We start from the raw sequence: 23,187 nt of genomic DNA, 5'->3' as shown, positions 1-23,187 counted from the left end.
CGCCTCCGGGGTTCGCCAGGAGCGTCAGTCGCGCGCCTCGACCCTGGCGGCGGCGCGGTCCGTTTCCGCCGCGGGTTCCACGACGGGTTCAACGGCGGGCTCCACCGCGGGCTCCACTGCGGGTTCAACGGCGGGCGCGGGCGGCGCGGCGGAGGCGGCGCGGCGGCCCGTGAACCAGAGGCCGGCCGGCTCGGTGAAGCGGGCCGTGAGCGGGCCGACCACGACCAGGATCAGGACGTACGCGGTCGCCAGCGGGCCCAGCGAGGGTTCGATGCCGGCGGAGACGGCCAGACCCGCGATCACGATGGAGAACTCGCCGCGGGCGACCAGCGCGCCACCGGCCCGCCAGCGGCCTTTCGGTCCGACACCGGCCCGTTTGGCGGCCCAGTACCCGGTGGCGATCTTCGTCAGGGCGGTGACCACGGCCAGCGCGAGGGCGGGAAGCAGCACCGGCGGGATGCTCGCCGGGTCCGTGTGCAGGCCGAAGAAGACGAAGAACACGGCGGCGAACAGGTCCCGCAGCGGGCTGAGCAGGGTGTGGGCGCCCTCGGCGACCTCCCCGGAGAGGGCGATGCCGACGAGGAAGGCTCCGACGGCCGCCGAGACCTGGAGCTGCTGGGCGATGCCCGCGACCAGCAGGGTCAGGCCGAGGACGACCAGGAGCAGCTTCTCGGGGTCGTCGCTGCTGACGAAGCGCGAGATGAGGCGTCCGTAGCGGACGGCGACGAAGAGGACGGCTCCCGCGACGGCGAGGGCGATGGCCAGGGTGACGCTGCCCGCGGCCAGGCCCGCGCCGGCCAGCAGGGCGGTGATGATGGGCAGGTAGACGGCCATCGCCAGGTCCTCGAGGACGAGGATGCTGAGGATGACGGGGGTCTCCCGGTTGCCGAGGCGGCCGAGGTCGCCGAGCACCTTGGCGATCACACCCGAGGAGGAGATCCAGGTCACACCGGCGAGGATGACGGCGGCGACCGGGCCCCAGCCCATCAGCAGGGCCGCCGCCGCGCCGGGCAGGGCGTTGAGGCTGAAGTCGACGAGCCCGGCCGGGTACTGGGTCCTGAGGTTGGAGACCAGGTCGCTGGCGGTGTACTCCAGGCCGAGCATCAGCAGCAGGAGGATGACGCCGATCTCGGCGCCGATCGCCACGAACTCCTCGCTCGCGCCCAGCGGGAGGAGACCGCCCTCACCGAAGGCGAGACCGGCGAGCAGGTAGAGCGGGATCGGCGAGAAGCGCAGGCGTCCGGCGAACCTCCCCAGGAGCCCGAGCCCCAGGATGATCGCACCGAACTCGATCAGGAACAGAGCGGAGTGCACGTGTCACTCCTGCCCGAGGATCTCGGCGGCCGCGTCCACGCCCTCGCGGGTGCCGACGACGATGAACGTGTCACCGCCGGCCATGCGGTAGTCGGGGCCGGGCGACGGGACGGCCTCGGCGCGGCGCAGGACGGCGACGACGGAGGCGCCGGTCGCGGTGCGCAGGCGCATGTCGCCCATCACCCGCCCGTTCCACACCGAGTGGGCGGACAATTCGACGCGTTCGGCGACCAGACCGAGGTCGTTGGTGTGCAGGACGCTGGAACTGTGGTGGTCGGGCATCAGGGCGTCGATGAGCGAGGCGGCTTCGGCGCCCGTCAGACGCAGGGACTGGGCGCAGGCGTCGGGGTCGTCGGGCCGGTAGACGTTCACCGACCGGGTTCCGTCGCGGTGGGCGATCACCGAGAGATGGCGGTGCTCGCGTGTGGTGAGGTCGTACTGCACACCGATACCCGGCAGGGGCGTGGTGCTCATCCGTGGGGCGGACACGGCCCGTCCTCCTTGTTCGATCACGGTTCGTTCGCGTCGTGCGTCGCCGGCCGCGGTGCGTGGACCGGCGGGTGGCGCGGCCGGCCGGCACGTCGGCGCCGCGCGTCGCGACATGATGTCATCCCCCGCCGGTGGCGCGACACGGGTGTCCGCAGGGACGGTGCTCCCGCGCGGGCGGCCGGCGGAGCGGGCGGGGCCCCGCGGACGTCGCAGGTCACAGCCGCGGCACGAGGCGCGTGGCGGGCGGCCGCGAGGGGTGGTGCGGGCCGTCCGCCGGGACTCCCCGATTTGGTCTGGACCTTCTTCTTGCCGGGGCGTCGGCGGGCCGCCAAGCTGCGTTCATGGAACTGGAGTTGCGGCACCTCAGGACGATCAGGGCCATCGCCGAGGCGGGCAGTCTCACCAAGGCGGCCACCGCGCTGGGCCTGGCGCAGCCGGCCCTCAGTGCCCAGCTGCGCCGGATCGAGCGCTCCCTCGGCGGGGAGCTGTTCGAACGGGGGCGTTGCGGGGTGCGCGCCACGGCCCTGGGCGAACTGGTGCTGGGCCGGGCCCGGGTGGTGCTGCCCGCCGTCCATGAACTCCAGGAGGAGGCCGTCCGGTTCGCCCGCGCGGGCGGCGGCGGGCAGCGCAGCTTCCGGCTCGGCGGTACGCACGGGCCGCTCCTCGGCGGTCTGGTGGACCGGCTCGCCGGGGCCGAGCCGGAGGCGGGGATGGCGACCCACACCTCCTGGTCCGAGCGGGAGATCGCCGCCCAGGCGGTCGACGGGCGGCTCGACTACGCGCTGATCGGCACCTGCGGGGAGAGCGCGCCGCCCGAGGCGGGCCGGCTCGCGTGGACGGAGGTGGCCCGCGACCCGGTGTTCGTGATGCTGCCGACGGACCATCCGCTCGCCGCGCGCGAGGAGATCGCCCTCGCCGAACTGTCCGGCGAGGCGTGGGCGGACGTCCCGGGCGACGGCTGCTTCGGTGACTGCTTCGCCGCCGCGTGCGTCCGGGCGGGGTTCACCCCGGCCCGGGTCTACGAGACGGACACCGCCTCCTGCGTCCATCTGGTGCAGGTGGGACGGGCGGTGGGCCTGTGCCGGGCCACGTTCCCGGCGACGCCGGGGGTGGTGACCCGGGCGCTGGCCGGCACGCCTCTTGTCTGGCGCCACCTCCTCGGCTGGCACCCGGGCTCCCCGGCGGCGGCCGGGGCGCCGGAGGTCATCGCCCATGTCCGCGCGGCCCACCGCGAGGCGGCCGGGCGCAGCCCCAGCTACACCCGCTGGCTCGCCGCGGGCCGCTCCCCCGCCCTCCACGCGCCGGACACCTCCTAGTAGTGCTTTGTTAGCTGGTCTTGTCACCTTGGGTGTGTGGTAGTTCGCTGGTTGTATGAGGGCTGGGGAGCTTGCCGCGGTGCGGGGTCGGTTGGAGGAGTTCGCTTCGGAGGTGTTCACGCCGTTGGTGCGGCGGGACCAGCGGCAGAAGGGTGCTCTGTATCTGCGGGGCCTGCTGCTGGACGGTCGCAGGAAGTCGATGCAGCCGATGGCTGAACGGCTCGGGGTCGATCACCAGCAGTTACAGCAGTTCATGACGTCCTCGACCTGGCCGGTCGAGGACGTCCGGACCCGTCTGGCATGGCGGGCGGTGGCAGCGGTGCGACCGCAGGCGTGGGTGGTGGACGACACCGGCTTCCCGAAGGACGGCGTCTCCTCGCCGGGCGTGGCCCGCCAGTACTCCGGCACTCTGGGGAAGGTCGGCAACTGCCAGATCGGGGTCAGCATCCACGCCGCCTCGGACACGGCTTCATGTCCCTTGTCCTGGCGGCTGTTCCTGCCCACCGCCTGGGACGAGCCCGAAGCCGAAGCCCGCAGGCGGGCCTGCCGGATTCCCGAGACCGAGCACCACCGCCCCAAGTGGCAACTGGCGTTGGACATGCTCGACGACCTCGCCGCCACCGGCCTGCGGCCTGCCGTCCTCGTCGCGGACACCGGCTACGGCGCGAACGCCGGCTTCCGCCACGGTCTGGACGAACGCGGCCATGCCTGGGTGCTCCAGGTCAAGGGCGAGATGACCGCGCACGGTCAGGACGCGGTGCCGCACACGCCCGACTACGGCGGTCTCGGCCCCCGTCCGCTTCCCCGCTATCGGACCCGCCCGGCAGCCCTGCGCGAGCATGTGGTGGCTGCTGGACGCAGCAGCGGCCGGGCTGTGACCTGGCGCAAGGGCTCGAAGGCGGCGATGAACGCGCACTTCGTGCTCCTGCGGGTCCGTCTCGCCGGCCGTCGTCCGAAGCCGGCAGCTGACGGCACGATCCCTCTGGTCTGGTTGATCGCGCAGTGGCCCGAGGGCGAGGCGGAACCGGTGAAGTACTGGATCTCGAACTTACCCGCCGACATCCCGGCGAAGGATCTGGTCCGGCTGGCGAAGGTCCGGTGGCGGATCGAGCACGACTACCGGGAGCTGAAGACGGCTCTGGGTCTGGACCACTTCGAGGGCCGCTCGTTCACCGGTTGGCACCGGCACGTCACCCTCGTCACCGCCGCCCACCTGTTCCTGACCGAACAGCGGAGGTCCCCAAAAGTCCCTGCCAGGGCCTGACCCTCTACCAGGCCCTGGACCTCCTCCAACACCTCATCGCCACCTGGAACGGCACCTGCCCCACCTGCCGACAACCCGTCCCATGGCAGCCCTACGACACCACCTAACAAAGCACTACTAGGAGGTGCCGCGGGACGTCGGTGACACGCGGACCGGGGGCGACGTTTCCGGACGCGCGCCGGCCCCGCCGGGCGGGCGCGCCGGCCCCCATAACGCGGCGCAGGGGGCCGGTTGGGATCTGGGGCCCGCACGGGCGGGCTCCCTACGGTTTCGGGACACCTCCCACACCGAGACCGAGGGGACTCCCCATGTTCCACAGACCTGTCAGGGCGGCGTGTGCCGCGGCCGTGGCCGCGGGGGCGCTGGTGCTGGCCTCCCTCCAGGGGTACGCGGCGGCCCAGCCCTCCGCCGCGTCCCCGGGCGGCGGGACGTCCGCCGCCGGGACGCTCGCCGTGTCCGCCGCGCAGCCCGGGCTGAAGCGGGCCATGCAGCGCGACCTGGGACTGACCGCGGCCCAGGCCGAACGGCGGCTGGTCAACGAGGCGGAGGCGGGCGCGGCCGCGGCCCGTCTCCAGCAGCGCCTGGGCGCGTCGTTCGCCGGCGCCTGGGTGTCGGGGGCGGAGTCCGGGACCCTGACGGTGGCCACCACCCGGGCGGCCGACCACGCGGCCGTCCGCGCCGAGGGCGCGAAGCCGGTCGCGGCCGGGGCCTCGCTCGCCGAACTCGACCGCGCCAAGGCCGCCCTGGACCGTGCCGCGGCCCGCGCCGGCTCCCCCGCCGTCCCCGTCTGGTACGTGGACGTGCGCGAGAACACGGTCGTGGTCGGGGCGCGGAACACCGCCGCGGCCGAGGCCCTGATCGCGGCGAGCGGCGCCGACCGGGACCGGATACGGGTGGCCGCCACCGGGGAGAGCCCCCGTCCGCTGTACGACATCCGGGGCGGGGACGCCTACTACATGGGCGGCGGCGGGCGCTGCTCGGTCGGCTTCGCGGTCACCCGCGGCACCCAGCACGGCTTCGCGACGGCCGGTCACTGCGGCCGCGCGGGCACCGCGACCTCCGGGTTCAACCAGGTGGCCCAGGGCACCTTCCAGGCGTCCACCTTCCCCGGCCGCGACACGGCCTGGGTACTGACGAACAGCCAGTGGACGGCCACCCCGTACGTGAAGGGCGCGGGCGGCCAGAACGTGCAGGTGGCCGGGTCGGTGCAGCAGCCGGTCGGCGCCTCGGTCTGCCGGTCCGGGTCCACCACGGGCTGGCACTGCGGCACGATCCAGCAGCACAACACCAGCGTCACCTACCCGGAGGGCACCATCACCGGGGTGACGCGGACCTCGGTGTGCGCGGAGCCGGGCGACTCGGGCGGCTCCTACATCTCGGGCAGCCAGGCGCAGGGCGTCACCTCGGGCGGCTCGGGGAACTGCCGGACCGGCGGCACCACGTACCACCAGCCGATCAATCCGCTGCTCCAGGCATACGGACTGACCCTGCGCACGACCACGGACCCGGGTCCCGGTCCGGGCGAGCCGCCCGGGGAGCCGGGGGGCACCTGGGCGGCGGGGACGGTCTACGCGACCGGCGCCCAGGTCACCTACGGCGGCGCGACCTACCGCTGCCTCCAGGGACACCAGGCCCAGACGGGCTGGGAGCCGCCGAACGTCCCGGCGCTGTGGCAGCGTCTGTGACGGACGGGACCACGTGACCGGTGCGCGCGCCGCGGGCGAGGGGCCGCGGCGCGCGCTGCCGTCGCCGCTCCCCGGGGTCGTGGGCCCGGAAAGCGGCGGGCGGGGCCGCCGGACCGCCGGTACGGGCGGTCCGGCGGCTCACGCGTCCGCCCGGTCCGGGCCGGGGGGCCGGCCGGGACCGGGCTCCGGGTGCAGGAAGTGGACACCGGGGTGCGGGTGCATCAGGAAGTCGTGGTGGGAGATGTTCCAGGCGTAGGCGCCCGCGAGGGCGAACAGCACCCGGTCCCCCGCCCGAAGGCCCGGCAGGGGCACCCGGCGGGCGAGGACGTCCTTGGGGGTGCAGAGCTGCCCGGTGAGGGTGACGCGGCCGCTCCGGGCGGCGGGCCGGGGCCACGGGTGGGGCCAGTGGCCGACCGGGAGCACGGCACAGGGCTGGTCGTGCCCCTTGGTGGCCGGGGTGCGCAGATGGTGGGTGCCGCCGCGCAGCACGGCGAAGTCCTCGCCGTGGCTGTGCTTCACGTCCAGGACCTCGGTGGCGTACCAGCCGCAGTAGGCGGTCAGGGCGCGCCCCGGTTCGACGCGCAGCCGGAGTCCGGGGCGGTCGGCGAGGAGACGGGCGAGGCCCTGACCGTAGGCGTCCCAGTCGAAGAGGGCGCCGGGGCGGCCGTAGTCGACGGCCATACCGCCGCCGGTGTTGACCTCGTGCAGGGCGGTGCCGTGCCGGGCGGCCAGTTCCCCGGCCCAGGTGACGACGGACCGGGCGACGCGCAGGAGCTCGGGGGCTGCGGGGCCGCTGACCAGGTGGGCGTGGACGCCCCGCAGGCGGAGGCCGGGCGAGCGGGCGACCAGGGCGAGCGCCCGGTCGGCCTCGGCCGGGTCGATGCCGAACGGGGAGGGCCCGCCGCCCATGGCGAGGGCCCCGGTCGCAAAGGCCCCGGCGTCCAGGGGCAGGTTGAAGCGGAGCAGGACCTCGGCCTTGCGGCCGGGCGCGCCGTCCTCGGTGAGATGCGCCAGGGCGCGCAGTTCGGTGAGGCTCTCGACGTGGACGCGGTGGACCCCGGCGGCGAGCGCGGCGGCCAGGTCGGCGGGTGTCTTGCCGGGGCCGCCGAAGGCGAGGGGGTGGCCGGGCACGGCCCCGGCGACATGGGCGAGTTCGCCGGCCGAGGCGACCTCGTAGCCGTCGGTGTGCGGGGCGAGCGTGCGCAGGAGTTCCGGCTCCGGGTTGGCCTTTGCGGCGTAGTACAGCTCGACGCGCTCGGGCAGGGCGGCCCGGACGCGGGCCGCGTGGGCGTCCAGGGCGCCGAGGTCGTAGAGGTAGGCGGGCAGGGCGGCGGCGTCGAGGGCCAGGGCGTGGTCGCGGACGGCGGCCGGGGGCACGGGGCACGCCGGGGCGCCTTCGGGGCGGGGGGCGTCGGGGCGCGGGGTCACCGGGCGGCTCCGGGGGCGAGGGGGGCGAGGGGGGACGGCAGGTCGACATAGCCGGCCTCCCGGTCGGGGCCGCGGCCCCACCGGGTGAGCAGGTTGGTCTTGGCGGGCAGCGGCGCCCCGGCGAGCAGGGCCCCGAGGGCGGGCGGGGTGCCGTGCCCGGCCGCGTACGCGGTGAGGACCCGGCGGACCTCCTGCCACAGCGCGCGCTCGGTGTGGGGGTGCAGATCGGCGAGGGCGGCGAGGAGTTCGGCGATGTGATTGACGAACAGGCAGTAGGCGACGCGCCGCCAGCCCCGCGCCGGGTCGTAGGTGAGCGGTCCGGCGACCTCGGCGGGGAGGGCCGCGAGGGCGGCGGCGTGCGGGCCGGGGAGGAGCTTGGTGCCCTCCAGGTCGCGGAAGAGGACCCGCTCGGGCAGCCCCTCGGGGCCGGTGACCACCAGGACGTTCTGGAGGTGCGGTTCGAGGACGACGCCGTGGTCGAAGTAGGCGGCGAGGACGGGCGGGACGAGGAGGTCCAGATAGCGGCGCCACCAGTCGAGGGCGGCGGCGGGCGGGCGTCCGGTGAGCAGCCGGGAGACGTGGTGGGGTCCGGTGGGGTACTCGTCGGCGACGGCGGCGGCGAGCAGGGCGGTGCCTTCGTCGGGAAGGTGGGGGTCGAGGCCGTCGCGGACGATGACGCCGAGCCCTTCGAAGAGATCCCGGTCGGCCCGCCCGCCGGGGCCGGGGACGGCGGCGGAGCGGTAGGCGGGCTCGCGCAGCACGGCCGCGCCCGGGAAGCGGTCCGCGAGGTCGTCGAGGGCGGGGCGCAGCAGGCGGCTGAGGGCGACGGCGCCGCTGAGTTCGTAGTGGGCGTTCTTGCGGAGGCAGTTGGTGATGCGGACGTCCAGGCTGAACTTGAGGAAGGTGTCGCCGTCGTAGAGGGTGCGCACGGAGGCGGTGGGCACGAAGCGGCGGCGGCCGGTGCCCAGGTCGAGGATGTCGCCGCGGGCGAGCGCCCCGGCGAGGGCGGGCCGGGTGCGCAGCATGGCGTACTGCCAGGGATGGGCGGGCAGCAGCCGGTAGCCGGGCGGGGCCTCGCCGAGGCGGTCGAGGGGGGCGACGGCGCCGGGGCCGGCGCACTCCTCGGCGGTCAGCTCCTCGCGTACGGCGAGCAGGCGCAGGGGGAACGCGGCTCCGGACTCGGGGGCGTAGGCGGCCCAGGCGGCGGGGTCGGCGCCGTGCGCCTTGGGGGTGGGGTGGAAGCGGTGGCCGAGCGGCAGGGACTGCTCGGAGGCGAGATAGGCGGCGAGGCGTCCGGTGCCGTGGGTGCGGCGGGGCGCGGCGAGGGCGGTGGCGACGGCCCGGTGCCCGGCGGCGACCTGGCCGGTGAACTCCTCGTTGGCGACGCCGCTGCGCAGGGTGAGTTCGGCGCGGACGTGGTCGGCGAGGCGGCGCCAGCCGATGGGGGCCCAGGAGCCGTGCCGCTCCTCCTGGACGGGGCCGGTGAAGCGGTGGGCGCCGATCAGGGAGGTGCGCCGCAGGGCGACGCGCAGCCGGACGCCCCGGCGGGGCAGGCGCAGCAGCAGGTGTCCGCCGCCGGTGGCGGCCTGTCCGTCGGGTCCGGAGACCTCCCGGAGGAGGCAGTTGACGAGGGTGTGGGCGACGGCGTCGTCCGCGGTGGGGGGCGCGGCCGGGGTGGCGGCCCGGGGCGTGCCGGGGGTGCCGGGCGGGCGGGCCGGGGTGCGGGCGCCGGCGGGCACGGGCGGGCGGGGCCGGGCGCGCAGGGGGCCGGGAGTGGTGCTGGGCATCGTCGGTCATGCCTCTCGCGACGAGGGGTTGCGGTGGTGGTTCAGGTAGTTGGGGCCGGTGGTGTAGTGCTTGTTGATGTCACTCGCGCCCGAGCGGGCCTTGGTGAGCAGGGTGCCGGCGGTGACCATCGCCTTGACGGGCAGGTGCGGGGCGTGCAGGACGCGGGCGCGCAGCACCTCGCCGCCGTGTCCGTCGCCGAGCCGGGAGACGGCCTCGCGAAGCCGGTCGCGGACGAGGCCGAGCAGGGCACCCAGGGGTGCGCGGCCCGCCCGGGCGAGGCCGAAGGCGTAGGCACCCGCGCACAGATGGACGGTGACGGTGGTGAACAGGTCGGCCACCGGGGCGTCGGAGGTGCCGGTGATCCGGGGGTCGTCGAAGCCGGGGCGGGTGGCCTCCTCGGCCGCGTCGCCGAGGCGGTCGCGCAGCCGGGCGGTGTTGACGCGCGGGCCGTCGTTGTCCTTGAAGAGCAGGCGCAGCGGGTGGGGGCCCTCGGGGTCCAGGACCAGGGAGACGTTCTGCTGGTGGGACTCCAGGGCGATCCCGTAGCCGAAGAGGGCCGTCTGCCAGTCGAGCAGCAGGGTGAGCAGGGCGTCGAGGAGGGCGAGGGGGTCGCCGCCGTGGTGGCGGTCGGCGAGGTGGTCGATCACCAGCCGTCCGCCGGGGGCGGGGGCGAGGAGGGCGGCCAGGGGGACGGTCACGGCGGTGGCGGGCAGAGCCGGCAGGGTGCGGGCGAGGACGGCGAGGAGGGGGTGGCCGGCGTGGGCCCAGCGGGTCTCGTCGGCGAGCAGGACGGTGTCCCGGAAGCGGGGTTCGCGGGCGAGGACGGTCTCCAGCAGGCGCTGCCCGGCCGTCCCGTCGCGCAGGGTGCCGGGTTTGACGGTGCGCCGGTTGAGCAGGCCGAGGGTGGCGGTGGCGAGGGGCAGTTTGAGGTGGACGCGGGGGTCGGCGGCGAGGGCGACGGTCCGCATCGACAGGGTGGGTACGACCTGGCCCCAGGTGCCGTCCGCGAGGTGCGCCCGGCTGCCGGGGCCGAGGTCCGCGAGGGCTTCCCGGAGGGGCCCGGCGGCGGTGAGGGGGTGCACGGGCAGCACGGTGTGGGTGGCGTCCAGCCGCCCGGGCAGGCCGGCCTCGGAGGGGGTCGCGGGCCAGGGCCACGGCGTGCCCTCGCCGGCGGTGGTGACGGACCCGGCCGGGAGGGCGAGCAGCCGCAGCCCGAAGGCAGGGTGGAACTCTGGTGCGTGGGCGCGCAGTTCGGCGGGGCCGAGTCCGGCGCGGGCGCGGGAGGTGGGGTAGACGGGGTGGTCGGTGCGGGCGGCCAGGGTGTCGAAGGCGAGGGAGGCGGCGGGGCCGGTCCAGCCGGCGGGGTCGGGTCCGTACCGCGCGCTCAGTGCGGTCGCGGTCTCCGTCCCGGTGGCCCGGTGCAGCAGGGTCGCGGCGAGGGCCTCGCGGCATTCGGCGGCGTAGGCGAGGTAGCCGGGCCGGTCGGCGGGGTCGGCCAGGGCGGCGAGCGCGGCGAGGATCTCGTCGGCGCCGGTCAGGTCGGTGCCGTCGGCCTCGCGGCGGAGCAGCGGCAGCCGGGCGGTCCAGCTGCTCTGGAAGCCGTCCTCGCGCACCGGCAGCAGAAGTGCGCCGGGGCCCTGGGCGAGCCGGAGCCAGTGGCCGTCGGCGGCCCGGTGGAGGGTGCTCCGGCTGCGCAGACCGGCGACGTCCTCCCGCAGCAGGGCGCCGAGGACGCGCCGCAGCAGCTCCCCGGCGGGGCCGGCGGCCCCGGGGCCGGGGTCCGCGCTCACGGGGTGATCTCCCAGTGCTGGGCGGCGAGGAAGTCCTCCACGGCCCGGTCCACGGCGCGCTGGTCGTCACCGATGGCGCGGACCACGCCGAGGAAGTCCCGGTTGGTGCGCCGCACCTCGTGGTGGCTGCCCGGGGCGCGCAGCGGACGGTACGTCAGACGCACCTGCCCGACGTTCTGTTCGAGGGGGCCGGGGGCGGCGGTGAGGGTGCCGTCCCGTTCGGCGACGGGGTAGTCCATGCGGGCGGCCAGGCCGGTGCGGAGGCCGAGGTTGCCGGGCAGCGGGCGGCCGAGGTGCGGGGCGAGGATCAGCTCGAACAGGGGGATGCCCAGCAGTTCGGCGAGGAGGAGGTCGCAACGGTCGCCGATGGCCCGGTAGTTGACCTCCACCAGCCGGGCGCGCCCCTCGTGCACGGTGAACTCGGTGTGGCACGCCCCGAACCCCGCACCCAGGGCGTCGAGCTGGGCGAGGACCTGCGCGACGACCGGCTCGGGGTGGGCGGGGACCCACGTCAGGCTCTCCTCGATGAAGTGCGGCGGCGGGGAGAGCCGGGTGCGGAAGCCGCCGAGCACATGGCGCCGCCGCCCGTCGCCGAGGGTCTCCAGGGTGCACAGCTCCCCGGGCAGGTACTCCTCCACGACCAGCGCCTCCCCGGGGCGGCGGTCCCGTATACCGGCGCAGAGGGCGGCGAGTTCCCCGGCGTCCCCCGCCAGCGCGACGTCCTCACTGGCCACGCCCTCGCGGGGTTTGACCACGCACGGGAACGGCCAGTCCGGTTCCGCGGCGAGGAGTCCGGACGCATCCCGGCCCGGCGGCAGTTCGGCGGCGCGGACGGAGTCGAGCCCGGCGGCCGCCAGGGCGCGCCGCATCTGGGCCTTGTCCTTGGTCCGCAGGGCGGCTCGCCAGTCCTTGCCGGGCAGGCCGAACCAGTCGGCGGTGAGGGCGGCCTGCACCTGGAGGTGGTCGCTGTTGGTGAAGACCGCGTCCGGGGCCGGTCCGGTGCTCAGCCGGCTGATGACGGCCCGGAAGTCGCGCACCTCGCACGGCAGTACACGCGTCCCCGGGCAGGCGGCGAGGTGCGCGTCCGGCTGGTCGGTCAGCACGGTGACGTCGAGGCCCAGCCGGCGGGCGGCGGGGAGGAAGCCCTCGGTGACGGAGTCCGTGGGGTTGAGGGCGAGCAGGGAGAGCTGCATGGGGTTCCGTTTCCGCGACGGCGCCGTGCCCTGCGCGGCGCTCGGCTCCGCGCAGGGCGCCGGACGGCCCCCTGACGCGGGTCCGTTCCAGGTCATGACGGGTGAGCTTAGGTTAGGCAAGCCTAAAAGCACCAACTCGCCACACCTGCACCCCGGTTCACACGGACCACAGCCGGGAGCGAGTAAGGTGAGCCTTCCCTCGCCCCGGCGGCGGCCGTCGCCGGGCGTGTGCCGCGCTGCCGTGCCCGCGCTACCCGCCCCCGGCCCGCGGACCCCGCCCAGCCCTGCACGTCCCAAGGAGTTCCCGTGACCCCGGCCCCGGCGTCGGCGACCGTCCGACCCGCCGCGAGCTGCTCCGCCCTGCTCGCCTCGGCCTACCGCCGCCTCGGCGCGCTCTGCCCGGCGCTCGGCCTCACCGTCGCCGAACCGCCCGCGCCCGCCGGGCAGGGCTGGGCGGACGGCGCCGAACTGGTCCTGCGGCCGCCGCTGCTGGAGGCGCTGCTGGTCGCGGAGGCCGAGGGAATCCGCGAGCGCTACGGGGTCGGCCCCCGGCCGGATGTGGCCGCGACCCGCATCCTGCACGGGTGGCTGTGGTCCGTCTGCCTGCTCGTCAGCGGGCCCTGGTATCTGGAGCGCCGGGTTCCGCGGCTGCGCGCCGACGAAGTACGGGTCCATCTGTCCTCCGGCGCCTGGCAGGTGGTCCCGGGGGCGTTCACCTGTCTGCCCGGCGACCCGGCCGCGGGACTGCCCGGGGTTCGGACGGTCCCGGACGAGGACGCGCTGCGGGCGGAGGTGCGCGAGACGGCCGCCCGGCTGGCCCGCCCGCTGCTCGGGGCGCTCGGGCCGCGGCTGCGCCGGGGGCCGCGGGCGCTGTGGGGCATGGTCGGCGACGACCTGGTGTCCGGGGTCTGGTACCTCGGGCGGATGCTGGGCGAGGAGGAGGCCGCGGTGGGCGCCGCGGGCGAACTCCTCCCGGGCCGGGTGGGGCCGTTCCCCGGCGGCGCGGACTTCCGGACGCTGACCGGGCGCGGCGGCGCCCGCCATCCCACGCGCACCCGGCTGGGCTGCTGTCTGCACTACACGGTCCGCCCGCTGGAGGCGTGCGCGACCTGCCCGCGTACCTGCGACACGGAGCGCCTGCGGCGGCTGGAGGAGGAGGCCGCGGGGGGCTGAGCCGGAGGCCGGCCGGGGCGGCGCGCCACCGGGCCGGCTCCCGGCAGGCCGCCGGCCGGCCGAACGGCTCCCCCCGGACCGGCGGAGCGCCGAACGGCCCCCGGCAGCTCGTGGGTCCGCCGAACGGCCCCCGGCAGCCGGTCAGCCGGTCGCGCGGGCGATCAGCAGGGCGACGTCGTCGGGGGTGTCGGGCCGCCGCAGGGCCCTCAGCAGCCGGTCGCACGTCTCCCCCAGGGTCGCGTCCGCCGTGTGCAGCAGCCCGGTCAGGGTGCCGAGCCGGGTGTCGATGTCCTGGTCGCGGGTCTCCACGAGCCCGTCCGTGTAGAAGACCAGCACGTCCCCGGGATCGATGCCGACGGTGATGCTGCGCAGTCCCGTCCCGCCGACCGCGCCGACACCCAGCGGCGCGCCCGGCGGCAGGTCCAGCAGCCTCGGGGTGCCGCCCCGCCGCACCAGGACCGGCGGCAGATGCCCCGCGTTGGCGATGCAGACCTGCGCGCGGTGCGGGTCGTAGACGGCGTAGATGCAGGTCGCGATGTACGGGTCGAGACCGGCGGTGATCTCGTCGAGGTGGCGCAGCACCACGGCCGGGTCGAGGCCGAGGCGGGTCAGGGTCTGGGTGGCGGTGCGCAGCCGGCCCATCGCGGTGGCCGCGTTGATGCCGCTGCCCATCACGTCCCCGACGACCAGGGCCGTGCGCTCGCGGTCCATGGGGACGACGTCGAACCAGTCACCGCCGATCTCGCTCCCGGCGCGGGCCGGCTGGTACCGGGAGGCGGCTTCCAGCCCGACGAGGTGCTGGGGCATCGCGGGCAGCATGCTGCGCTGGAGGAGGAGCGCGGTCTCCCGCTGCTGCCGGTACCAGCGCGCGTTGTCGATGCAGACCGCGGCACGGGAGGCGAACTCGGTCGCCAGCAGGACGTCGTCCTCGCTGAACGGTTCCTGGTTGCGGGTCCGTTTGAGGTCGAGCGCGCCCAGGACCTCGCCGCGCGCGATCAGCGGGACGGCCAGGTAGGAGTGGACCCCGGCCCGGGCGAGGAGTCCGGCCGCCCGGTCGTCGCGGGCGATGTCACGGAGGTCGCCGGGGCCCAGCACGTCGATCCGCACCGGCTGGGCGGTCCGTACGCACCGGGTGACCAGGCGTCCGGCGCCGTAGCGGGCGAGTTCCCCGGGCCGGTCGGCCGCCTCGACGGCGACCGTGGGGTACGCGGCGGTGACGGCGAGCGCCCGGATGAGGACGTCCCCGTCACCCTCGTCCCGGTCCGGGCCAGCGCCGGGGGCGGCGAGGATCCGGTCCAGCACGTCCACGGCGGCCACGTCGGCGAGGCTGGGCACGGCGACGTCGGCCAGTTCGCGGGCGGTCTGCTCCAGGTCGAGGGTGGTGCCGATGCGCATGGACGCGTCGGCGACCAGGGCGAGGCGGTGGCGCGCCCGTTCGGCCTCGGTCGCCGCCCGGTGCCGGTCGGTGACGTCCACGACGGAGACGGCGACGCCGATGACCCGGCCGCCGGGGTCGTCCAGCCGGTACAGGGAGAGCGACCAGGCACGCTCCCCCGCCTCGGGCGGCAGCGGCCCGAGCACATGGCGGTCCACCAGCGGTTCCCCGGTCGCGAGGACGCTGCGCATGGCGGCCTCCAGGCGGTCGGCGTCGCCGAAGTGCAGGGTCTCGCGGATGCCCCGGCCGAGGAGTTCCCCGGCGGGCAGGCGGCCGATCCGCTCCAGGGCGGGGTTCACGGACACGTAGCGCAGGTCGGTGTCGAGGACCGCGAGGCCGATGGGCGACTGGTCGACGAGCCGGACCGAGAGGGCGAGGTCGCGCTCCACCCGGTGCAGGGTGGCCCGGTCGGTGGTCAGGCCGAGGGCGTAGTAGCCGCCGAGGTCGTCCTGGAGGCGCATGTTCCGCCACTCCAGGAGGCGGGTGGAGCCGTCCTTGTGGCGGACCCGGAAGACGCCCTCCCAGCCCTCGCCGCTCTCCATGACCCGGCGGAAGAGGTTCAGCACCAGGTGCAGGTGCTCGTCGGCGACGAGCAGTTGGGCGGCGTACCGGCCGAGGACCTCTTCGGTGGTCCAGCCGAGGAGGTCCTCCGCCTGCGGGCTCCACAGTACGATCCGGCCCTCGGCGTCCACGACCACGGCGGCGACGCCGAGGAGTTCCATCAGCCCGCCGGGCGGGGACAGGGCGAGGTCCGCGCCGCCGTCGTCGGCGAGGCTGCCGTCGTCGGCGAGACCCGCACGGAACACGTCAGCGCTGCCCACCGTGGCTCCTTCCGCTGTCACGGCTCGGGGCGCACCCGGCCGCTCGCGCCCTCTCGCCGGGATGACGGGTACCCCCATACTCCCCCGGCAGGGGCTCGGACCGCAGCCCTTCGGACGGAACCGGGCGCCCCGGAAACGCGCGGGGGCGGGTCGGGCGGCGGTACCGGGGCGAGCCGGGTGGGTCAGGCGGTGCTCGTGGGGCGAGCCAGGTGGGTCAGGCAGTGCTCGTGGGGCGGTAGGCGGCCAGCGCCCAGATCACGAAGACGTCGATCGCGATCATGATCACGGCCCAGACCGGCGCGTAGGGCAGGAACAGGAACTGGGTGATCAGGGAGAGGGAGGCGAGCAGGATGCCGGTGAGGCGGGCCCATTCCGCGCCCTTGAGGACACCCGCTCCGGTGACGGCCACCAGCACGCCGACGACCAGGTGGATCCAGCCCCAGCCGCTGAGGCTGATGCGGTACACGTAGTCGCCGACCCGGGTGTACCAGTCGTCCTCGGCGATCCCCGCGATGCCCTGGAGGACGGAGAGAATCCCGCCGCACAGCATCAGCACACCGGCGAACACGACTCCGCCGGCCACCCAGGCGCTGTCGGGGTCGGGGACGGGCGGCCTGGCGCCGACCGGGGGCGTTTCCTGTGTCATCGAGCGCTCCTTCCGGATGCGCGCACCGGGTGCGCGCGGGAGGTTCGAGCGTCCGGCCCGCCCGGGCCGGTGCGCCAACCGGGCGCGGCCGAACGGGGTGGGCCGGGCCTGGCGCCTCCCGGTCCGGGCGGGCCTTGCCGGGGGTGTCCCGGGGCGCGCCTCCCGGCCCGGGCGCGTCCCCCGCGGATGCCCCGGTCGGGTGCGCACCCGGGAGCGTCCCGGGGCGCGCGTGTCCTGGTGCGCGAGCGTCCCCCGGTGGCGTCCCGGCGCCCGGGTGCGGCCCGCCGACGTTCACCCGGTCCGCGCAGCACACCGGGCAGCGGGGCGGGCGGCGGGCGTTGACTGAAGGGTGCCCGGCGGTCCCCGAGCCGCCGGGCACCCCTGCGGGGGACGCCGAGCGCGGGAGGACCCATGGCGGAGGAGGCGACCGGCCTGCGGGAGCTCCTGCGCAGCCGCGGCTACGCCAAGCTGCTGGCGCTCTCGGTTCTGATGGGCGTCCCCATCGCCCTGGCCTGCTTCTTCTTCGTCAGCCTCCAGCACCAGCTCCAGCACTGGGTGTGGGAGTCCCTGCCCGAGGCGGCGGGCTACGAGGAGGCCCCCTGGTGGTGGCCGCTGCCCTGCCTCCTGCTCGCCGGACTGCTGCTGGCGCCCGTGGTCACCCGGGCGCCGGGGCGCGGCGGGCACATCCCGGTGAACGGGCTCGGTGGGCCGATGCTGGGCCCGCGCGAGCTGCCGGGGGTGGCGTTCGCGGCGCTGGCGACGCTGCCCCTGGGTGTGGTCCTCGGCCCCGAGGCGCCACTGATGGCGGTCGGCAGCGGGCTGGCCCTGCTCGCCCTGCGGCCCGCGCGCCGGGCCGCCGACCCGCGGGCCGCCCTGGTCGTCGGCACCACCGGGTCGACGGCCGCGATCTCCACGATCCTCGGCGGACCGGTGGTCGCCGCGGTGCTGGTGGTGGAGGCCGCGGGGCTCGCGGGCCCCCGGCTGGTGGTGCTGATCCTCCCCTGTCTGCTGGCCAGCGGTGTCGGGGCCCTGGTGTTCACCGGCTTCGGCGATTGGACGGGCCTGTCCAGCGGGGCGCTCTCCCTGCCGGACGTGCCGCCGCCGGCCGCGCCGGACGCGGGTGACTTCCTGTGGGGCGTCCCGCTTGCGGTGCTGATCGCCGTGGTCGTCACGGGCATGCACCGGGTCGGACGGCTGACAGCGGCCTGGACCGCCCGGCGCACGGCGGTGCGGACCGTGTGCTGCGGGGCCCTTGTCGGCGTGGTGCTGGCCGCGTACGGGCTGATCACGGGCCGGTCCCCCGAGGAGGCGGCGCTCTCGGGTCAGCAGGCCATCGCGGAGCTGGCCGCCGATCCGGGCGGCTGGCCGGTGGGCGCGCTGCTCGCACTGGTGCTGTGCAAGGGGCTCGCGTGGGGTCTGTGTCTCGGCAGTATGCGCGGCGGGCCGATCTTCCCGGCGCTGATGCTCGGCGCGGCGGCGGGGGTGGCGGCGTCGGGCCTGCCGGGGCTGGGGGTGACCCCGGCGCTCGCGCTGGGCCTGGCGGCGGCGGCCGCGGTGGCGACCCGGCTGCCGGTCACCAGTACGGTCCTGGCGGTGCTGCTGCTGGGCCCCGACGCACAGGACCAGATGCCGCTGATCGTGGTCTGCGCCGTGGTGGCGTTCGTGACGGCGGAGCTGCTGGAACGTGGACCGGACCCGACGGGTCCGGCGGGCGGGGCGGATCCTGCCGCGGGGGCTTCGGGGCCCGGTGCGACCGGCGCCGGCCCGGGCCCGGCCCAGGACGGAGCGGACGGGCCCCCGTTGCCCCGGCCGGGCGGGGGCGGGTCATGACCGGCGGGGGCTCGCACCGGGCCGGGCCGGAACGGGACCGGGCGGACGCGGGCCGGGGCCGGACCGGACTGCGAAGGCAGTTGTCGGGACGCGGCCTCGCCCTGCGGTGGACGCTGGGCCTCGCCGTGGTGGCGGTGATCACCGCCGGCTACTTCCTCGTCCCGCTGGAACACCTCGGCCCGGAACGCCCTGCCCTGAGCTGGGCGCTGTTCATCGCCGCGCTGGGCTCCGTCACGCTGCTCCTGCTGCTCCAGATCCGGGCCGTGATCCTGGAGAACGAGCGCGCCCGGGCGGGCATCGCCATCCCGCTGCTGATGTGCCTGTCTGTGGTCGTCTTCGCGGGCGGCTACCACACCCTGGCCCGCGCCGGAGGCGAGTTCGACGGCATCGAAACACGCCTGGACGCCCTCTACTTCACGGTGATCACCCTGGCCACGGTCGGCTACGGGGACATTGTCCCCACCGGGCAGACGGCCCGGGTGGTGACCATCGTCCAGATCCTCTACACCTTCGTCTTCCTGACCGCCGCGACGACGACCCTGTCCCGGCGGGTCCGCAGTGAGGTCGGCCGCCGCCTCGGCCACCGGCCCCCCGCGGACGGGGACGGGGACGGGGAGGAGCCTGCCGCGGACCGGGTCCGGTGAGGGCCGGCGACCGCGGGGGCGGCCGGGCCGTGCGTCAGGCGGCGCGGGCCAGGTCGCCGCGGGTGCCCTCGGTGAGGGCGGCCCGGTGCTCGCTCATCTCCTCGGCGCGGACCGCTTCCGCCCACTCCGCCAGGAGTTCCCGGTACCGCTCCCGCTCGCTGACGGTCAGCATGCCGCGGCACCACAGCGCACGGATCTCGGCGTTCACGACGGAGGCAGCCCGTGAGCCCGTACGGCGGTGTGGTGTCGAAAGCATGGTCGAACTGTAGTGGCGGGGTACGACAGCGAGGGTGGACCGCGGGCAGAGTGACCGGTTCTCGACCCCTCGTCGCCTCGGCCGCGCCCCGCGCCGCAGAGGCGCGGGAGAGGTGTAGGGCGGCGGCGCGTGGGCAACCGGGCAGCACAGGGGCCCCGCCCGACACGCCGCGAGACGCGACCGGAGAGTGGCCATGCGACCGCCGTCGTCCGCCGGAACACCCGTCCCGCCGACCGGACTTCCGCCTCCGCGCAGCGCGGAGGGCCCCGGCATCCTGTCCGCCGGGGACGAAGCCCCCGCAGGGGACGCCCGGGTGCACACGATGGGCGTGGAGGAGGAGTTCTTCCTCGTCGACCGCCGCAGCCGTGCCCCCGCGCCGCGGGCCCCGCAGGTGATCGCCCTGGCGGAACCCCTGCTCGGTGAACAGGTCCAGGCCGAGATGTACCCGTCCATGATCGAGACCTGCACCGTCCCGACCGCCTCCGCCGGCGCACTGCGCGATCAACTCGTCGCGCTGCGCGCCACCGTGGCCGCGGCGGCCGCCGACACGGACTGTCTGCTGCTGGCCTCTGGCACCCCCGTGGTCCCGTCGGCCGATCCGATGCCGGTGACCGCCACGCCCGCTACCGGCGGATGGCCCGGCACTTCGTCGACGTGGTGGGCGACGGCGCGGGCGCGACCTGCGGCTGCCACTTCCGTATCGGCACCTTCGGCCGCGACCGGGCGCTGATGCTGGCCGGTCGTGTGCGTCCCTGGCTCCCGGTGTTCGAGGCGCTGGCCGCAAACGCGCCGCTCAGCAGGGGCGAGGAGAGCGGTCTGGCCGGTGCGCGGGCGGCCGAATTCGGTCGCCGGCCGACGGCCGCACCCCCGCCGGTCCCCGGCCCGCGCGGCTACGAGGCGGTGGTGCGGTCGCTGGTCGCCGGCGGCGCCGCGCTCGACCGCAGGATGGTGTACTGGTACGCCCGCCCGTCCGAGCACGTCCCCACGCTGGAGATCCGGGTCGCGGACGTCAACGCCGACCTGGACTGCACGGTCCTCCTCGCGGTGCTGGCCCGCGGCCTGTGCGGGGCGCTCCTCGCCGAGGCCCGGGTGGGGCGGGCCGTGCCCGATATGCCGGCGGACCGGCTCCGGGAGGCGCACCGGCGGGCGGCCGCCGACGGGCTCGCCGGCCGGGGCGGGGACCCGGAGACCGGCGACGAGGCTCCGATGCGGTATCTGGTCGAACGCCTGGTCGCCCGGGCCGCCCCCGGACTGGCCGCGGCCGGTGACCTGGCTGCGGCGCACACGCTGCTGGACCGGTGCCTCTCCCTGGGCGGCGGCGCGGACCGCCAGCGGCGCCACTTCCGGCGCACCGGCAGCCTGCGCGCCGTGGTGGACCGCACGGCGGCCCTCACCGTGCGGTCGGCGGAGGCCGTACGTGAGGCCCGTGCCGTGGGCCCGGCTGTGGCCCACGGCCCCACCCCTGCCCCGGAATCCGGGGCCGCGTCGGAGGCCGGGCCCTCGCCGGAAGCGGCGGGCTGACGCAGTGTGCGCACAGCCCATGTGCCCCGGATCCATGTGCCCCGGACCCATGTGCGCGGAGCCCATGTGCCCCAGACCCATGTGCGCGGAGCGCACGTGTGCGCCCCACATGTGAAGTCCGCATAGAAAAACCGCAGTTGTACAGCGGCGCCGACCGGGTAACCGGAGCGCAAGCATCCGTGAGGTGGTGAAAGCCAATGAGCGACATCCGTCGGGATGTCCCGGACGAGCCGGTCGGAGAGCTCGTCGGCCGGGCGTCGCAGCAGATCTCGCAACTCGTCCGCGAAGAACTGCTGCTGGCCCGGGCGGAGATGACCGAGAAGGGCAAGCGACTCGGCGTCGGCGGCGGGCTGTTCTCCGCCGCCGGTCTGACCGCCCTGCTCGGGGTCCAGGCACTGGTGGCCACGGCGGTCATCGCCCTGGCCCTCGTCCTGCCCTGGTGGGCCGCGGCGCTGATCGTGACGGCGGTGCTGTTCCTGACAGCGGCCGTCCTCGGCGCCGCGGGGAGAAGGAACGTCCGCGCGGCCACCCCGCCGAAGCCGGAGGAGGCCCTGCGCGGTGTGCGGCGCGACGTAAACGAGATCAAGGAAAGGGCACATCGATGAGCACCCCTTCGCACAGCAGCAACACGGAGCCCGGCGCCCCGTCCAGCGAGGAGCTGCGGAAGCAGGTGGAGCACACCCGGGAGGAACTCGGCCGCACCGTCGAGGCGCTCGCCGCGAAGGCGGACGTGAAGAGCCGGGTCAAGCAGTCCGCGTCCGAGGCGAAGGTGAAGGCCGCGGACAGGGCCGTGCGGGCCAAGGAGGAGACCGCCCGCCGGGCGGGCGAGGTCAGGGAGCAGGCCACCCGCAAGGCGGCCGCGGCGAAGGAGCAGGCCGCCCACACGGCGTCCGGGGCCAAGGAGCAGGCGGCGCACACGGCGGCGCTCGCCAAGGAGCAGGCGGCGCACAAGGCGGTCGAGGCCAAGGGGAAGGCGACGGCCGCCGCGGCGGCCGTCGGCGACACGGTGCGCGAGAAGACACCGCCGGCCGTCCAGGACACCGCCCAGCAGGCGGCCGAGACCACCCGGCGCAACCCGAAGGTGATAGCCGGGGCCGCAGCCCTCGTGGTCGCCGTGGTGGCCCTGGTCCGGCGGAGGAGGAACCGGTGAGGACGTCGAAGCTCCTCTACAAGCCGGTCGGCTTCGCCCTCGGCGCGGCGACCGGAGCGGTGGCGGGTGCCGTCTTCGGCCAGGTGTGGAAGCGGGTCGGCGGCGACAGCGAGGCCCCACGCGCGACCGACCAGGACCGCGGCTGGGGCGAGGTGCTCCTCGCGGCCACTCTGCAGGGCGCGATCTTCGCCTGCGTCAAGGCGGCGGTGGACCGCGGCGGCGCGGTCGCCGTCCGGCGCGTCACCGGCACCTGGCCGGACTGACGCCGCCGGACACCTGCGCCACGCCTGCCGTGCGCGACGGCCCGGACCCCCGGCACAGGGGCCCGGGCCGTCGTGCGTCCCGCGTTCGCTCATGCCCGGGCCGCCGGGCCGTAGGGAGCCCGTCAGGATGCGCGGATCCGGCGTCAGAAGCGCGTCAGCCGGGTCGTCCCGGCGCATCGAAGCATCTCCGGCGCCACGCCGGAACCTCGCGGGCACGGGGAACGTGTCAGGATCCGGTGCGCGGTCCTGCGATTCGACCGCTGAGGAAGGATGCCGATGAGCGACAGGGACAGGGGACGGATGGAGACACCCGCGGAGCGGCTGAGCACCGGGCCCGGGCCGGTGGAGTACCGGTGGGAGCGGCGGGGCGGCGGTCCCGTGGTCCTGCTCTTCCACGGCGGACACATGCGCGCGGGACTTTCGCTGGGTGAGGAGCCGTACCGGTCCGCGGGTTGTTCGCTGCTGGTTCCCTCCCGTCCCGGGTACGGGGGGACACCGTTGTCCGCGGGTGCCTCACCCGATGCGTTCGCCGACACGGTGGCCGGCCTCTGCACGGAGCTGGGCATCACGGAGGTAGCGGCGTGTGTGGGGATCTCGGCGGGTGGTCCGACGGCTGTGGCGATGGCCGCCCGGCACCCGGACCTCGTGCGGCGCGTGGTCCTGGAGTCCGCCGTCGGCCCTCTCCCCTGGCCCGGTCGCCCCACCGCCGCGGCGGCCCGCCTGGTGTTCTCTCCGCGCACCGAGGCGGTGACCTGGCGTGTGACCGCGGCTCTGCTGCGCAGGTCCCCCGGGATCGGACTCCGTCTCCTGCTGCGTGACCTGACGACAGAAAGGCCGGCGGATGTCCTCGCGGATCTCGGCGCGGACGAGCTCTCGGAACTGGTCGCGCTGCTGTCCGCGATGCGGTCCGGCGCGGGCTTCGCGAACGATCTGGACCAGCTGCGCCGGGCACGCCCCCTGACCTTGCCCGGTGTCGTCCAGCCGGTGCTGGTCGTTGCCTCGCCGCGGGACGGTTCGGTGCCCTTCGCACACGCGGAGGCCCTGGTGCGGGCGCTGCCGCGCGCGGAGCTGGTGGTCAGCCGTGCGCCGAGTCACTTCGTGTGGTTCGGTGCCGACCGCGCGCGGGTCGCGGGGCGGGTGGGGCGCTTCGTCGTTCCGTCGGGGGGTGGTTGATGTGGTGG

General features: G+C 75.8%; 19 protein-coding genes and 1 pseudogene. 11 read left to right on the top strand and 9 right to left on the bottom strand.

What is annotated here, in order from left to right; genetic code table 11:
* Window positions 1-24: 24 nt before the first annotated feature.
* Both C593_RS0122655 and C593_RS0122650 read right to left on the bottom strand, forming a co-directional pair.
* A complete protein-coding gene (locus tag C593_RS0122655; RefSeq protein WP_018849610.1) occupies window positions 25-1,314 on the bottom strand; it encodes a cation:proton antiporter in 1,290 nt (429 codons plus the stop codon).
* 3 nt (window positions 1,315-1,317) lie between these two features.
* Window positions 1,318-1,803 (bottom strand): cation:proton antiporter regulatory subunit, encoded by a 486-nt coding sequence (locus C593_RS0122650; protein WP_026277979.1) that lies wholly within the window; start codon window positions 1,801-1,803, stop codon window positions 1,318-1,320.
* 341 nt (window positions 1,804-2,144) lie between these two features.
* Here C593_RS0122650 and C593_RS0122645 point away from each other — a divergent pair, with 341 nt between their 5' ends.
* The 3 genes from C593_RS0122645 to C593_RS0122635 all read left to right on the top strand — a co-directional run bounded on the left by C593_RS0122645 (window position 2,145) and on the right by C593_RS0122635 (window position 6,068).
* The gene (locus C593_RS0122645; protein WP_078521802.1) at window positions 2,145-3,119 is read left to right on the top strand and encodes a LysR family transcriptional regulator; all 975 of its coding nucleotides are present in this window, start codon (window positions 2,145-2,147) and stop codon (window positions 3,117-3,119) included.
* A gap of 55 nt (window positions 3,120-3,174) precedes the next feature.
* Window positions 3,175-4,383 carry an IS701 family transposase gene (locus C593_RS0122640; RefSeq protein WP_106434731.1) on the top strand — a complete coding sequence of 403 codons (1,209 nt, stop codon included), beginning with the start codon at window positions 3,175-3,177 and terminating at the stop codon, window positions 4,381-4,383.
* 308 nt (window positions 4,384-4,691) lie between these two features.
* Window positions 4,692-6,068, top strand: a complete 1,377-nt coding sequence (locus C593_RS0122635; protein WP_026277977.1) for an alpha-lytic protease prodomain-containing protein — start codon at window positions 4,692-4,694, stop codon at window positions 6,066-6,068.
* A 138-nt stretch (window positions 6,069-6,206) separates the two neighbouring features.
* On the opposite strand, the gene C593_RS33440 is transcribed toward C593_RS0122635, so the two are convergent.
* The 4 genes from C593_RS33440 to C593_RS0122615 are packed head-to-tail and all read right to left on the bottom strand — an operon-like array spanning window position 6,207 to window position 12,267.
* On the bottom strand, window positions 6,207-7,496 hold the full coding sequence (locus tag C593_RS33440; protein WP_018849605.1) for a type III PLP-dependent enzyme: 1,290 nt from the start codon (window positions 7,494-7,496) through the stop codon (window positions 6,207-6,209).
* Entirely contained in the window at window positions 7,493-9,283 is a 1,791-nt protein-coding gene (locus tag C593_RS33435; protein WP_018849604.1) for an IucA/IucC family protein, read from the bottom strand. The genes C593_RS33440 and C593_RS33435 overlap by 4 nt, the downstream gene beginning before the upstream one ends.
* A 6-nt stretch (window positions 9,284-9,289) precedes the next feature.
* Window positions 9,290-11,074: an IucA/IucC family protein gene (locus C593_RS30250; RefSeq protein ID WP_018849603.1), complete on the bottom strand. Its 1,785-nt coding sequence runs from the start codon at window positions 11,072-11,074 to the stop codon at window positions 9,290-9,292.
* Complete coding sequence (locus C593_RS0122615; protein ID WP_018849602.1) at window positions 11,071-12,267, bottom strand: hypothetical protein; 1,197 nt, start codon at window positions 12,265-12,267, stop codon at window positions 11,071-11,073. Before C593_RS0122615 ends, C593_RS30250 begins: the two co-directional genes overlap by 4 nt.
* 306 nt (window positions 12,268-12,573) lie before the next feature.
* Here C593_RS0122615 and C593_RS0122610 point away from each other — a divergent pair, with 306 nt between their 5' ends.
* Complete coding sequence (locus tag C593_RS0122610) at window positions 12,574-13,440, top strand: (2Fe-2S)-binding protein (protein WP_018849601.1); 867 nt, start codon at window positions 12,574-12,576, stop codon at window positions 13,438-13,440.
* 141 nt (window positions 13,441-13,581) lie between these two features.
* On the opposite strand, the gene C593_RS0122605 is transcribed toward C593_RS0122610, so the two are convergent.
* Together C593_RS0122605 and C593_RS0122600 are read right to left on the bottom strand one after the other, a co-directional pair.
* Window positions 13,582-15,597: a SpoIIE family protein phosphatase gene (locus C593_RS0122605; protein WP_486591173.1), complete on the bottom strand. Its 2,016-nt coding sequence runs from the start codon at window positions 15,595-15,597 to the stop codon at window positions 13,582-13,584.
* 313 nt (window positions 15,598-15,910) lie between these two features.
* Entirely contained in the window at window positions 15,911-16,342 is a 432-nt protein-coding gene (locus C593_RS0122600; RefSeq protein ID WP_018849599.1) for a DUF7144 family membrane protein, read from the bottom strand.
* A gap of 411 nt (window positions 16,343-16,753) precedes the next feature.
* Between C593_RS0122600 and C593_RS0122595 the strand changes: the two genes are divergently transcribed.
* Window positions 16,754-18,172, top strand: a complete 1,419-nt coding sequence (locus tag C593_RS0122595) for a chloride channel protein (RefSeq protein ID WP_018849598.1) — start codon at window positions 16,754-16,756, stop codon at window positions 18,170-18,172.
* Window positions 18,169-18,816 carry a potassium channel family protein gene (locus C593_RS30245; RefSeq protein ID WP_018849597.1) on the top strand — a complete coding sequence of 216 codons (648 nt, stop codon included), beginning with the start codon at window positions 18,169-18,171 and terminating at the stop codon, window positions 18,814-18,816. Before C593_RS0122595 ends, C593_RS30245 begins: the two co-directional genes overlap by 4 nt.
* Window positions 18,817-18,850: 34 nt before the next feature.
* Here C593_RS30245 and C593_RS31950 read toward each other — a convergent pair whose 3' ends face one another.
* Window positions 18,851-19,072 carry a hypothetical protein gene (locus C593_RS31950; protein WP_078521794.1) on the bottom strand — a complete coding sequence of 74 codons (222 nt, stop codon included), beginning with the start codon at window positions 19,070-19,072 and terminating at the stop codon, window positions 18,851-18,853.
* 193 nt (window positions 19,073-19,265) lie between these two features.
* On the opposite strand from C593_RS31950, the pseudogene C593_RS30240 reads away from it, so the two are divergent.
* From C593_RS30240 to C593_RS0122560, 5 genes and pseudogenes are all read left to right on the top strand, one after another.
* Window positions 19,266-20,593: pseudogene (locus C593_RS30240) on the top strand (carboxylate-amine ligase).
* A gap of 197 nt (window positions 20,594-20,790) precedes the next feature.
* Window positions 20,791-21,198 (top strand): phage holin family protein, encoded by a 408-nt coding sequence (locus tag C593_RS0122575; protein WP_018849594.1) that lies wholly within the window; start codon window positions 20,791-20,793, stop codon window positions 21,196-21,198.
* Window positions 21,195-21,743 carry a DUF3618 domain-containing protein gene (locus tag C593_RS0122570; protein ID WP_018849593.1) on the top strand — a complete coding sequence of 183 codons (549 nt, stop codon included), beginning with the start codon at window positions 21,195-21,197 and terminating at the stop codon, window positions 21,741-21,743. The genes C593_RS0122575 and C593_RS0122570 overlap by 4 nt, the downstream gene beginning before the upstream one ends.
* Complete coding sequence (locus tag C593_RS0122565; protein WP_018849592.1) at window positions 21,740-22,006, top strand: DUF4235 domain-containing protein; 267 nt, start codon at window positions 21,740-21,742, stop codon at window positions 22,004-22,006. The genes C593_RS0122570 and C593_RS0122565 overlap by 4 nt, the downstream gene beginning before the upstream one ends.
* Before the next feature lie 276 nt (window positions 22,007-22,282).
* Window positions 22,283-23,179, top strand: coding sequence for an alpha/beta fold hydrolase (locus C593_RS0122560; protein WP_486591170.1), 897 nt, complete (start codon window positions 22,283-22,285; stop codon window positions 23,177-23,179).
* Window positions 23,180-23,187 lie beyond the last annotated feature (8 nt).

It is taken from the genome of Streptomyces sp. CNT372 (assembly GCF_000377145.1).
Note: the sequence above shows the minus strand (reverse complement) of the source record. Positions and strands in the feature narration are given on the sequence as shown.